The following is a 12,400-nucleotide window of genomic DNA, read 5'->3' as shown; positions in this document are numbered from 1 at the left end:
ATCGATTGCAGGAACGATTGCAAGTGAATTGAAATGTCTTCCCTTTACTCCGCAAGATCAAGGGTACTCTGCGAATAAATGCAATTCGAATCACAAAAAAGAGCGGCTCAATTGTTTATCAATCTGCATTACGTGATCTATTTCCCACATTATTGCCTGTTACCGTTCACGCCAATTAAGTTGCGTGGGCGAAATAACTACGAATACAATCTCAGCTGAATTTAAACAGGGAATCGGTCATGGGAAATCAGTCATCTTCAGAGCAAAATGGAAGAACGATCACGATGCAGGATGTGGCACGCGCTGCAGGCGTGAGTGTTTCAACTGTTTCACGCGTGCTGGATGAACGTCTCCCCCCGTCCCGCAGCCCTTCCGCTGAAAAAATACGCGAAGCGGCGAAGCAGTTGGGTTATCGACGTGACTATGTGGCGTCAAGTCTGCGCCGGGGCGATACCGGCACGATAGGCGTTCTGGTGCCCAGATTGACTGATACCGTGACGGCGATGTTCTATGAAGCCGTCTCTCAGGCCGCTGCGCGCCATGGGTATTTCACGGTAGTGGCCACCTGTGGCAACGATCCAGAAACGGAAGAGCGCGCCACGCAATCTCTGTTAGACCGCCGGGTGGACGGCCTGATCCTTTCCACCTGCCGCCTGGGCGATCGCCTGCCCCAGCAGCTACGGGAAAAACAGATCAACCATGTTCTGGCGCTACGTACCGACGGTATAAGCCCATCGGCCATTGGTGATGACGAACTGGGAGGTTATCTGGCGACCCGCCATTTACTGGATTTAGGGCACCGGGAAATCGGCATCATTGCCGGGCCGAATTTTTCATCAAGCACCTTAAACCGGCAAAAGGGTTTCCTGCGTGCCATGCAGGAAGCGCAGGCCGAGGTGAATCCCCAGTGGTGGCGAGATTCCGATTTTACCATTGTGGCCGGTGAAAACGCCGGTTATGAAATACTGAATAGTCCTGCGCGCCCCAGCGCCATTTTCGCCGTCAATGATGACCTGGCGATCGGCGTGATGGCGGCGGCACATCGACTCGGACTGGAGATAGGCCGAGACGTTTCTCTGGTGGGTTATAACGACATTCCTTTGGTCAGCCGTCTGCCGATCCCCTTAACCTCGGTAAAAACGCCGCTTGATCAGCTTGCCAGCCATGCTGTCGAGTTACTGTTAAGCAACCATGTGGAAAATCCTCAGCGCTATTCTCTGCCGACGCTGATCCCGCGCGCTTCCACGCGGCCTTATCGCTAAGCGGCGAAGGTTCCCGGCCCAAAGGACGTGACAGGGCCGGGGCAGTATTTAATATTATGCCAGCTAATGTTAGCCGATATTGATTCTTGCTCGTCGGGGGAGGGTTATAGCGTAAACGTCATGCCAATACGATACCGTGATTCTGAGATTTTATTTTGGCCGTCATGGTAGCCCTGTTTCCCGAGATAATCATATTCGATATAGGGACTAAACCAGTCATTCCATTTATAGCGTAGCGTGAGCGCATTTTCTGTCGCCGAAGGCTTATCATTTTTATACTTATAGTCGTCATTGACGTGGCGATAGACCGTGCCTTGATATAAGGCGCTCCATTTCGCATTAAATTTATAGGCAACATATAAATCAAGACGATTGACGCTATCCCGATGCGACTCACCGGCACTATTGACCGTTTCATAAGTGTTGTAGTCATAGCGATAACGCAGCCCAAAGGTAAGGTCGGGCGTGGCTTTATAATTAACGCGCAGATAAGGCCGTAGCTGAGTGCCTTTGCTGCTCCAGTGATAGATGCCGCCAGGCTGCAAGGCCCATTTTTCAGCGAATGGCCAGCTATAGTTAACCTCTATTTCATTATAATCGACCGTGCTGTCGCCAAAGGAGTGGGAACCATCAGCTCTGTCAGTACCCTGGTTGCCCTGATGGTTATTTTTGTTGTTTTTGTTATCCATCTCCATACTCGCCCACCAGCCTGTTTCCCACCCCTGGCTGACCTTATAGCGGGACTCGTAAGAGTGGCTTCCCGCCCGATATCCTCCCCTGACATCAAAGGTCAGCGCGTGGCCGGCTGCAGGAATGCCAAGAACGCAACACATAATAAAAGCGGTTTTTGTACGCATATTTTATCCCTAAAATTAATCATCTCGAAATAAAACGGAAAAGAATATGACCGTATTTATATATTTTCCAAATCAATGTGAAATCGTTTGCAGTATCGTTTTCTATTGCAGATATAGTTCTATTGCTGAATATAAACGGTCAAGCCGGTAAAAATACCTATGCTATTTTCATCACAAATTTTCATCCGTTATTATCATGGCAGATGAATTTCTGTGATCGACTCCGCTCCCTTTATTAGCCGATCATCACCTTCCCTTTCACCTGCAGCGAGTCGCTCTTGTTGTGGTAAATAACCGGCGTGCGCCTGTCATCATAAGTACGCGTTTACGATGATGCATGGCGGAGAGATAACCGCGTAATTAACAATGATTAATCAATGCTCTGGCGATTTTGCTGACTGTTACGCTATACTACCTTCTGAAATTGCCAGCCCACGCCTGTGGGCGGGTGTTCAAGTAGCTTCCTTATAGTTCGATCAACTTCCCTTCCGAGGATCTGACCTCAACGGTCAGAAAAGATATGTTAAACAGTATTTTAGTAATACTCTGTCTGATAGCCGTCAGTGCCTTTTTTTCGATATCGGAAATCTCACTGGCCGCCTCACGTAAAATCAAACTGAAACTGCTGGCCGATGAAGGCAACGTCAACGCACAGCGCGTGCTGAAGATGCAGGAGAACCCAGGTACCTTCTTTACCGTCGTGCAGATTGGCCTCAACGCCGTTGCTATACTTGGTGGTATCGTGGGCGACGCAGCCTTCTCCCCGGCTTTTTATAGCCTGCTCAGCGGGTATATGTCGCCGGAGCTCTCCGAGCAGCTGAGCTTCATCATCTCTTTTACCCTGGTCACCAGCTTGTTCATCCTGTTTGCTGACCTGACTCCGAAACGCATCGGTATGATTGCGCCCGAAACCGTGGCCCTGCGCATCATCAACCCGATGCGCTTCTGCCTGTTAGTCTTCCGCCCGCTGGTGTGGTTGTTTAACGGCATGGCCAACATGATCTTCCGCATCTTCAAACTGCCGATGGTGCGTAAAGACGATATTACTTCCGACGATATCTATGCCGTCGTTGAAGCCGGCGCGCTGGCCGGGGTGCTGCGCAAGCAGGAGCACGAGCTGATTGAGAACGTGTTCGAGCTGGAGTCCCGTACCGTTCCTTCCTCCATGACCTCGCGCGAAAACGTCATTTGGTTTGATTTACACGAAGACGAGCAGAGCCTGAAAAATAAAGTGGCCGAACATCCGCACTCGAAATTCCTCGTCTGTAATGAAGATATCGACCACATTATCGGTTACGTCGATTCAAAAGATCTGCTGAACCGCGTACTGGCCAACCAGAGCCTGGTCCTGACCGGCGGCGTGCAGATCCGCAACACGCTGATCGTGCCGGATACCCTGACCCTGTCAGAAGCGCTGGAAAGCTTCAAAACCGCCGGCGAAGATTTCGCGGTGATCATGAATGAATACGCGCTGGTGGTCGGGATCATCACCCTCAACGACGTCATGACCACCCTGATGGGCGACCTCGTCGGCCAGGGGCTGGAAGAGCAGATTGTCGCCCGCGATGAAAACTCGTGGCTGATCGATGGCGGTACGCCGATTGATGACGTGATGCGTGTGCTGGATATCGACGAGTTCCCGCAGTCCGGGAATTACGAGACCATCGGCGGCTTTATGATGTTTATGCTGCGTAAAATCCCCAAACGCACCGACGCGGTGAAGTTCTCCGGGTATAAGTTTGAGGTCGTGGATATCGATAACTACCGGATCGACCAGCTGCTGGTGACCCGTATCGATAACAAGCCAACGGTGCTGGTGCCCAAGCAGGCCGAAGCGGCGGAAAGCCAGAACGCCTGAGCCTGACCTTTTCTCTCTCAAGGGCGGATAACCATCCGCCCTTTTTTTATGTCCCGAATGTGAAGCGGCTCACGCCCCTCTGCCGATAGCAGATTACTCCTGCTCGATAGCGGAACGTTCATGACTCCTCGCCACGCAAAAAGGTAACGTTGCCCGCGTCTACACGATCATATTCCTGAATAAAGGAAGCGAGGGTTACCATGATAACGTCAAATAAAAATTACTTTATCAGCTGTCTGTTTTTCCTGTTCTTCTTTATAGGCTGGGGATGCTGCTACCCCTATTTATCACTGTGGTTAACGGAAACCATCGGCATCAATTATACGGACGTCGGTCTGGTCTATTCCTTTACCGCTATTGTCGCCGTCTGCGTTCAGCCGTTATTCGGCTTCATCTCCGATAAACTGGTATATCGTAAAAATCTGATGTGGATGCTGGCGATTATAATCACGTTATTCGCCCCTTATTGGATCTATGTCTTTGCTCCCCTGTTAAAAATAAATGTGTTCCTCGGCGCGCTGGCTGGCGGCCTTTATATTGGCATGGCCTACGGCGCAGGCTGCGGGGTTTGCGAAGCCTACATTGATAAAGTCAGCCGCGCCTCCAGTTTCGAATTTGGCCGGGCGCGGATGTTCGGCGGCATCGGCGCCGCGATCGGCACCTTTGCGGCAGGAAAACTCTACGGCATTGATCAGAATATGATTTTCTGGTTGGCCAGCGGCGCAGGCGTCTGCCTGCTGGTCATTGTCTGGAAAATGCAGATCAGCGCCCACCCGCAGCAGGGATTGCTGTCTGGCAAAGCCTCGCCGGTTACCCTCCGCGATGCCGTCTCGCTGTTAAAAATTAAAAAATTCTGGTTCTTCGCCCTCTATGTCATTGGCGTCGGGGCGGTCTATGAAACCTATGACCAGCAGTTCGCTATCTATTACAGCCATTTCTTTGAGAGTAAAGCCCGGGGTGCAGAAGTCTTCGGTTATTTAACCACGGGTCAGATTTTCCTTGATGCCATCGTGATGTTCTTTGCGCCATGGTTTGTGAATAAAATCGGCCCGAAAAATGCGCTGTTATACTGCGGGCTGATTATGAGCTTGCGCATTATCGGCTCCGCATGGGCTATTGGCCCGGTATCCATCAGCCTGATTAAACTCCTCCACGGCTTTGAAAGCTCGGTGCTCCTCGTCGCGGCGCTAAAATATATTACCGCTAACTTTAACCCTCTGCTGTCAGCGACTGTTTACTTAATTGGCTTCCAGTTTTCGAAAAGCTTTAGCTCTATTTTTCTCTCGACCGGTATCGGCCATATGTACCAGAGCATGGGTTTTACCAGCAGTTATATCGTACTCGGCGGTATCGCTCTGTGCTTCACGCTCATTTCTTTTATTACGCTGGATAAAGCGCGTGTCTTCGCTTCACAACCGGTGCCCGCGAATTAATGTCAGGAGGTAGTGTGTATGTCTCATTTATTTTATGGCGTGGCGTATTACGATGAATATATGCCGGAAGATCGGCTGGCTAAGGATATCGCCTTAATGCGCGAAACCGGCATTAACGTGGTGCGTATTGCCGAGTCCACCTGGAGTACGCTGGAGCCTGAAGAGGGCCAGTACAATTTCTACCATATCGACCGGGTGCTGGAGGCGATGCATGAGGCCGGCATTGCGGTCATCGTCGGGACGCCGACCTATGCGGTACCGGCCTGGCTGGCGGCGAAACATCCCGATATTCTGGTCACCACCGTCGCGGGGCAGCAAAAATATGGCCCGCGGCAGATCATGGATATCGTCAATCCGACCTTTCGCCGCTATGCCGAAAAAATTATCCGCACGCTGATGGCCCATGTGCAGCACCATCCGGCGATTATCGGCTGGCAACTGGATAACGAAACCAAGCATTACGACAATATTGGCCGCTATATGCAGGAGGGCTTCGTGCGCAGCCTGCAGGAGAAATATCCTGACCTCCGGCAGCTGAATCACGATTTCGGTCTGGATTACTGGAGCAACCGCATTGACCGCTGGCAGGATTTTCCGCCGGTGGAAAACACCATCAACGCCAGCCTCGCCTGCGCCTTCTCCCGCTATCAGCGTCAGCAGGTCACCGAGTATCTGGCCTGGCAGGCGGCCATCGTTCGGGAATACGCCCAGCCGCACCAGTTCGTCACCCACAACTTCGATTTCGAATGGCGCGGTTACTCTTACGGCGTGCAGCCGCGGGTCGACCATTTTGCGGCGGCGCAGGCGCTGGATATCGCCGGCGTCGATATCTATCACCCGAGCCAGGCGCACCTGACCGGGCGGGAAATCGCCTTTGGCGGCGCCATCACCCGCTCGCTTAAGCCGGGTCAGAACTACTTCGTACTGGAAACCCAGGCTCAGGGCTTCGCCCAGTGGACCCCCTTCCCGGGCCAGCTACGCCTGCAGGCATTCAGCCATATCGCCTCCGGCGCCGCCATGGTCTCCTACTGGCACTGGCATTCGATTCATAACGCCTTCGAAACCTACTGGAAGGGGCTGCTCAGCCACGACTTCTCGCGCAACCCAACCTGGCAGGAAGCCACCACCATCGGCGCCGATTTCGCCCGCCTGTCGCCGCAGCTGGCGGAGCTGAAGGCCGAAAATGACGTCGCGTTGCTAATAAGCAATGAGGCGATGGACGCCCTCAATCACTTCCGTCCCGGCGATGCCGAGGGCAACATTTATAACGATATCTTCCGCCGCTTCCACGATGCGCTGTATGACCACAATATCAGCCTCGACATCATCCACGATGTGAACGAGGAAACCTCGCGCTACCGGGTACTGCTCGTTCCTGGTCTGTACGCCGCCGATGATGGCCTGCTAACACGGATTAACGACTATATCGCCCGGGGCGGCAGAGCGCTGATCGGCTTTAAATCAGGCTTTAGCGATGAAAATGTCAAGGTGCGCAACAGCGCGCAGCCGGGGATTTTGCGCCAGAGCTGCGGCGTCAGCTACAGCCAGTTCACCCTGCCGGAAGGGACGACGGTAAGCTCATGCTGCGCAGAGATTGATTGCCGCAATGATAATCAGGCTGAGCTGTGGATGGAATTGCTGACGCCCGATGGCGGAACCCGCACACTGCTGCGCTATCAGCATCCGGCATGGGGCGAATACGCCGCCGCAACGGCGGCGGATTACGGTCAGGGACGCGCCCTGTACGTTGGCTTCCTGCCGCACAAGCGCCTGATTAGCCAGCTGTTTGATGTCCTGACGGCGGATCTCACGCTGAACTCGCGAACTTCCGCCTATCGCTATCCGTTAGTGGTTAAAAAGATGCGTAACCGAGCCGGAAATACTATCCACTTCCTGTTCAATTACTCCGGCGAGGCGCTGGATGTTGTCAGCAAGACCGCGGGTACCGCGCTGCTGAGCGGGGAGGCTGTAGACGTCGGCCAGCCGTTGCGCCTCAGGGCCTGGGAATTTACTATCATCGAAAGCTAACGACGCGGCGGCGCCCAGGTGTGAGAAAGAATGGAACTGGATATCAATGAGCTACTCAATTTCTCGCCATTGATGAAGACCTTTACCTTCAATGCCTGGGTCGTCGCAGGCTTCACGCCGATTACCCGCGGCTCCACGCTGGACTACTACATTAATCGCCCGCAGGGGATGAAAGGTTACATCATTAATCTGACCCTGCGCGGCCAGGCGCGGGCGAAAGCGGGCGATGGCTTCCTGCTGTGCCGGGAAAACGATCTGTTGCTGTTTCCTCCCGGCGTGCCCCATCATTACGGCAGGGACGAACACAGCGAGTACTGGGACCATCTGTGGATCTACTTTATCCCCCGCCCCTACTGGATAGACTGGCTAAAGTGGGACCAAACCACCCACGGTATCGGCAAAACAACCATTAACGATCCCGACCAGCTCCAGCAGCTGCGCGATCTTTTCTACGAAGTAATACGCCACCACTCTGCGTCCGTACCGCTGTCAGAAGCGCTGGCAATGAACGCGCTGGAGAGATTAATTCTCCGCTGTTTTCAGCAGCAGCCCATTAGCAACCGCCATGCCCACGACCCACGGATTAACGCCATCTGCGACTATCTTAACGCCCATATTGCGCAGGAGGTAAAAATCGAGACCCTGGCGGCGATGGTGTTTATCTCCCCTTCACGTCTGGCGCACCTTTTCAAAAATGAACTGGGGCAAACGGTCTATGCGTGGCGGGAAACGCAGCGCATCAACCGCGCCAGGTGGCTTATTCAGAGCACCTCGCTCCCACTTAACAAAATTGCTTTATCGGTGGGTTACAGCGATCCGGTCTATTTCACCCGCCTTTTTCGTAAACATAACGGCATCCCACCGGGCGAATATCGCAAACGCTATGCGGAAATGAAGGGCTAAAAACATCAACGGCTCCCATCGGGAGCCGTCTTTTACCTACTACGTACTGCTACGTTTCAGGTTATGCCATCTCAGTTTGCAGACGCAACACCTGACGATTGACTTCGGACATCACTGACAGATGCAGCTTGTCCTTGACCTTCGGGATAAGGATTTTGCCCTTATCAAATTCAAATGCGCCAACGTCCTTGATGTACAACCGTCCACGAAACAGGATCTTCACGTACTTCGCCACTTGCAGCGGATTGTAGCGTTGGAAAATTTTCATTCTTCTCTCCTGCCAGGGTTACGCTCCTGTGGTGCCACAGTTAGCCCACGTATCGGGAGCGCAAATTTTAATGCCCTAAAACTATAGTCCAGAATCTCAGAGGGACCCAGTGTGTATAAGTTTATTTACCGTTTGATGACAATAATTCAGAATTTTCGTTTCGGACATACGATGAAGTAAGTATAAGTCGCCGTTTTTCTACTAATTTGTGCGTCAACACGCAAACTGGCATCCTCATTGCGGGTAATCGCCGCCAATCGCACTTATGATTAAACGAGACCAAGTGGTCGGATCACCTGCATAAAAATGATTAAGGATTACGCATGACCCTACGTAGCATACTGGCCGCCTCGTTACTGCTTCTCCCGCTGCTGGCCACAGCGCATAACTTCGTCGACGGCCAGCGTGTGGCGCCGGTCGGCGTCGCGGATCGGGGAGAACTCATTCTGGATAAGGATAAGTTTAGCTATAAAAACTGGAACAGCTCGCAGCTGGTGGGAAAAGTGCGAGTTATCCAGCACATTGCCGGTCGCTCGTCAGCCAAAGAGAAAAATGCCAACCTGATCGAGGCGATTAAAGCGGCAGGTTTCCCGCACGATCGTTACCAGACCACCACCATCGTTAACACCGACGATGCCATTCCGGGCACCGGCATGTTCGTGCGCAGCAGCATTGAGAGTAATAAAAAGCTTTTTCCATGGTCGCAGTTTATCGTCGACAGCAACGGGCTGGTGCGTAAAGCCTGGCAACTGGACGAGAAGAGTTCCGCGATCGTGGTGCTGGATAAGGACGGGCGCGTAAAGTGGGCCAAAGACGGTGCGCTGACCCAGCAGGAGGTGCAGCAGGTCATCGACCTGCTGCATAAATTGCTTAATAAATAGAGACCCGGAAGCCGGGGTTGAGGAAGGATTCACGCGGCGTGTAGTCGAGGGTTTTTCCCTGCCAGTCGTGAACATGCGCCCCGGCGGCCACCGCGACCGCGTGGCCGGCGGCAGTGTCCCAGGTGCTGGTCGGCCCGAAGCGCGGATAGAGCTGGGCCTGGCCTTCCGCCACCAGGCAGAACTTCAGCGAAGATCCGATAGAAGTGGTTTGATGCTCGCCCAGTTGCTCAAGATACTCCTGCAGCTCCGGATCGTTACCGTGAGAGCGACTGATCACCACCAGCGGCGGACGGGCATCGCGGACCTGGATCTGCTTGCGCACCCCGCACTCTTCTTTCCACGCTTTGCCTTTTTCCGCGCTGTACATCACCTTCATCACCGGCGCATAAACCACGCCCAGTGTCGGCTTGCCGTTTTCGATCAGCGCGATATTGACGGTGAATTCGCCGTTACGCTTAATAAACTCTTTGGTGCCGTCCAGCGGGTCGACCAGCCAGTAGCGCTGCCAGTGCTGACGTACCTCCCAGGCCGGCGGGTCCTCCTCGGAAAGAACCGGGGTGTCAGGATCCAGCGCTTTCAGACCGCTGATGATGACGTTGTGCGCTGCGATATCCGCCGCCGTGACCGGAGAATCATCTTTCTTGCTGGCGACGTTGATCGGCTGGTTTCCATCGTAGACTTCCATGATGGCATCGCCCGCGTTCCGTGCAAGCTGACATACTTGTTCTAACATTCTCCACCTCGTCTGGTTACAGTGGCGTTAACTCGTTGTTTTATTTATATCGCATCACCGCGAGTTCCGCTATCTGTGATAACGATGGCGGTTTCTCTGCCCGCTTTTCTGGCAAGATTCACATTTCTGTAAGCAACAGAATATAAATACATTTTCTACTGTGCTATCGCTCATAAAAAAAGGACGCCTCTGATGATTAAGTTTAGCGCAACGCTCCTGGCCACGCTGATCGCCGCCAGCGTCAACGCCGCGACGGTCGACCTGCGGATCATGGAAACCACCGATCTGCACAGCAATATGATGGACTTTGACTATTACAAAGATGCCGCCACGGAGAAATTCGGCCTGGTCCGTACCGCCACCCTGATCGAACAGGCGCGGGCAGAAGCGAAAAACAGCGTGCTGGTGGATAACGGGGATGTTATCCAGGGGAGCCCGTTAGGCGACTACATGGCCGCGAAAGGGTTGAAAGAAGGCGATGTGCATCCGGTGTATAAGGCGATGAATACCCTGAATTACGCCGTCGGCAACCTGGGCAACCATGAATTCAATTATGGCCTCGACTTCCTGCATAAGGCGCTGGCCGGGGCGAAATTCCCCTACGTGAACGCCAATATCATCGATGCCAAAACTGGCAAACCGATGTTTACGCCGTACCTGATCCAGGATACCCGGGTCGTGGACAGCGATGGTCAACCCCATACTCTGCGCATCGGCTATATCGGTTTTGTGCCGCCGCAGATCATGACCTGGGATAAAGCCAATCTCAGCGGTAAAGTGACGGTCAACGACATTACCGAAACCGCGCGCAAATATATCCCGGAGATGCGGGCGAAAGGGGCTGATGTGGTGGTCGTGGTCGCGCACTCCGGCCTCTCCGCCGACCCGTATCAGGCGATGGCCGAAAACTCGGTCTACTACTTAAGCCAGGTGCCCGGCGTGGACGCCATTATGTTCGGCCATGCCCACGCGGTGTTCCCGGGTAAAGACTTCGCCAACATCAAAGGCGCGGATATCGCCAAAGGGACGCTGAACGGCGTACCGGCGGTGATGCCGGGAATGTGGGGCGATCATCTCGGGGTGGTTGATCTGGTGCTGAACAACGACAGCGGCAAATGGCAGGTAACTCAGAATAGAGCGGAAGCGCGGCCAATCTATGACACGGTGGCGAAGAAATCGCTGGCGGCCGAAGACGGCAAGCTGGTGGCGGTGCTGAAAGCCGACCACGACGCCACTCGCGAATTCGTCAGCAAGCCGATCGGCAAGTCCGCCGACAACATGTACAGCTATCTGGCGCTGGTGCAGGACGACCCGACGGTGCAGGTGGTCAACATGGCGCAGAAAGCCTATGTAGAACACTATATTCAGGGCGACCCGGATCTGGCGAAGCTGCCGGTGCTCTCCGCCGCCGCGCCGTTTAAAGTCGGCGGACGTAAAAACGATCCGGCGAGCTTTGTCGAAGTGGAGAAAGGTCAGCTCACCTTCCGCAATGCCGCCGACCTCTATCTCTACCCCAACACCCTGGTGGTGATGAAGGTCAGCGGGAAAGAGGTCAAGGAGTGGCTGGAGTGCTCCGCCGGACAGTTTAACCAGATCGATCCCGCCAGCAGCAAGCCGCAGTCGCTGATCAACTGGGACGGCTTCCGCACCTATAACTTCGACGTCATTGACGGGGTGAACTACCAGATTGACGTCACCCAGCCGGCCCGCTACGACGGCGAATGTCAGATGATCCATCCGCAGGCAGAGCGTATTAAGCACCTGACCTTTAACGGTAAACCTGTCGATCCGCAGGCCACTTTCCTGGTCGCGACCAATAACTATCGCGCTTACGGCGGCAAATTCGCCGGCACCGGTGAGAGCCATATCGCCTTTGCCTCACCGGATGAAAACCGTTCAGTGCTGGCGGCGTGGATAGGCGCGCAATCGAAGAAGGATGGCGCGATCCATCCGGCGGCGGATAACAACTGGCGTCTGGCGCCGATCCACAGCAACACGCCGTTGGATATTCGTTTTGAGACCTCGCCAGGCGACAAAGCCGCGGCGTTTATCAAAGAGAAAGCACAGTATCCAATGCGCCAGGTGGCCACCGATGATATCGGCTTCGCCATTTATCAGCTGGATTTGAGCAAGTAATGCCTGTTCCCCGGTGGCGCTGCGCTTACCGGGGCTACAAA

At 53.9% G+C, this 12,400-nt stretch carries 10 protein-coding genes; 7 read left to right on the top strand and 3 right to left on the bottom strand.

The features are described from left to right. Positions 1-239 precede the first annotated feature (239 nt). Positions 240-1,262: a LacI family DNA-binding transcriptional regulator gene (locus HMPREF3142_RS13830; protein ID WP_023339457.1), complete on the top strand. Its 1,023-nt coding sequence runs from the start codon at positions 240-242 to the stop codon at positions 1,260-1,262. A gap of 104 nt (positions 1,263-1,366) precedes the next feature. On the opposite strand, the gene HMPREF3142_RS13825 is transcribed toward HMPREF3142_RS13830, so the two are convergent. After that, entirely contained in the window at positions 1,367-2,119 is a 753-nt protein-coding gene (locus HMPREF3142_RS13825) for an oligogalacturonate-specific porin KdgM family protein (RefSeq protein WP_070612157.1), read from the bottom strand. A 520-nt stretch (positions 2,120-2,639) separates the two neighbouring features. Between HMPREF3142_RS13825 and HMPREF3142_RS13820 the strand changes: the two genes are divergently transcribed. From HMPREF3142_RS13820 to araC, 4 genes are all read left to right on the top strand, one after another. Then, on the top strand, positions 2,640-3,977 hold the full coding sequence (locus tag HMPREF3142_RS13820; RefSeq protein ID WP_070612156.1) for a polyamine export protein PaeA: 1,338 nt from the start codon (positions 2,640-2,642) through the stop codon (positions 3,975-3,977). 200 nt (positions 3,978-4,177) lie between these two features. Next, complete coding sequence (locus HMPREF3142_RS13815; protein ID WP_008807159.1) at positions 4,178-5,410, top strand: oligosaccharide MFS transporter; 1,233 nt, start codon at positions 4,178-4,180, stop codon at positions 5,408-5,410. 18 nt (positions 5,411-5,428) lie between these two features. Next, entirely contained in the window at positions 5,429-7,438 is a 2,010-nt protein-coding gene (locus tag HMPREF3142_RS13810) for a beta-galactosidase (RefSeq protein WP_070612155.1), read from the top strand. A 30-nt stretch (positions 7,439-7,468) separates the two neighbouring features. Then, positions 7,469-8,341 (top strand): arabinose operon transcriptional regulator AraC, encoded by an 873-nt coding sequence (gene araC, locus HMPREF3142_RS13805; RefSeq protein WP_004178353.1) that lies wholly within the window; start codon positions 7,469-7,471, stop codon positions 8,339-8,341. Between the two features lie 61 nt (positions 8,342-8,402). Here the strand turns inward: araC and HMPREF3142_RS13800 are convergent, their stop codons facing one another. Then, positions 8,403-8,609 carry a DUF1107 domain-containing protein gene (locus tag HMPREF3142_RS13800; protein ID WP_002886707.1) on the bottom strand — a complete coding sequence of 69 codons (207 nt, stop codon included), beginning with the start codon at positions 8,607-8,609 and terminating at the stop codon, positions 8,403-8,405. A 323-nt stretch (positions 8,610-8,932) separates the two neighbouring features. On the opposite strand from HMPREF3142_RS13800, the gene HMPREF3142_RS13795 reads away from it, so the two are divergent. Then, positions 8,933-9,490 (top strand): YtfJ family protein, encoded by a 558-nt coding sequence (locus HMPREF3142_RS13795; RefSeq protein ID WP_008807162.1) that lies wholly within the window; start codon positions 8,933-8,935, stop codon positions 9,488-9,490. Here the strand turns inward: HMPREF3142_RS13795 and cysQ are convergent. Next, on the bottom strand, positions 9,480-10,223 hold the full coding sequence (cysQ, locus tag HMPREF3142_RS13790; RefSeq protein ID WP_012543098.1) for a 3'(2'),5'-bisphosphate nucleotidase CysQ: 744 nt from the start codon (positions 10,221-10,223) through the stop codon (positions 9,480-9,482). The genes HMPREF3142_RS13795 and cysQ overlap by 11 nt on opposite strands. 192 nt (positions 10,224-10,415) lie before the next feature. Here cysQ and cpdB point away from each other — a divergent pair, with 192 nt between their 5' ends. Beyond that, positions 10,416-12,359, top strand: coding sequence for a 2',3'-cyclic-nucleotide 2'-phosphodiesterase (gene cpdB, locus HMPREF3142_RS13785; RefSeq protein WP_070612154.1), 1,944 nt, complete (start codon positions 10,416-10,418; stop codon positions 12,357-12,359). Positions 12,360-12,400 lie beyond the last annotated feature (41 nt).

It is taken from the genome of Klebsiella sp. HMSC16C06 (genome assembly GCF_001808325.1).
GTDB lineage: Bacteria > Pseudomonadota > Gammaproteobacteria > Enterobacterales > Enterobacteriaceae > Klebsiella > Klebsiella variicola.
The sequence above is the reverse complement of the archived record's forward strand: the minus strand, read 5'-3'. Positions and strand labels throughout refer to the sequence as shown.

Excerpts from the sequence above, each read along its gene's own strand:
- HMPREF3142_RS13815 (WP_008807159.1), top strand. The coding sequence starts at position 4,178 with ATGATAACGTCAAATAAAAATTACTTTATCAGCTGTCTGTTTTTCCTG.
- HMPREF3142_RS13795 (WP_008807162.1), top strand. The coding sequence starts at position 8,933 with ATGACCCTACGTAGCATACTGGCCGCCTCGTTACTGCTTCTCCCGCTG.
- HMPREF3142_RS13810 (WP_070612155.1), top strand. The coding sequence starts at position 5,429 with ATGTCTCATTTATTTTATGGCGTGGCGTATTACGATGAATATATGCCG.
- HMPREF3142_RS13820 (WP_070612156.1), top strand. The coding sequence starts at position 2,640 with ATGTTAAACAGTATTTTAGTAATACTCTGTCTGATAGCCGTCAGTGCC.
- cysQ (WP_012543098.1), bottom strand. The coding sequence starts at position 10,223 with ATGTTAGAACAAGTATGTCAGCTTGCACGGAACGCGGGCGATGCCATC.
- cpdB (WP_070612154.1), top strand. The coding sequence starts at position 10,416 with ATGATTAAGTTTAGCGCAACGCTCCTGGCCACGCTGATCGCCGCCAGC.
- HMPREF3142_RS13830 (WP_023339457.1), top strand. The coding sequence starts at position 240 with ATGGGAAATCAGTCATCTTCAGAGCAAAATGGAAGAACGATCACGATG.
- araC (WP_004178353.1), top strand. The coding sequence starts at position 7,469 with ATGGAACTGGATATCAATGAGCTACTCAATTTCTCGCCATTGATGAAG.
- HMPREF3142_RS13800 (WP_002886707.1), bottom strand. The coding sequence starts at position 8,609 with ATGAAAATTTTCCAACGCTACAATCCGCTGCAAGTGGCGAAGTACGTG.
- HMPREF3142_RS13825 (WP_070612157.1), bottom strand. The coding sequence starts at position 2,119 with ATGCGTACAAAAACCGCTTTTATTATGTGTTGCGTTCTTGGCATTCCT.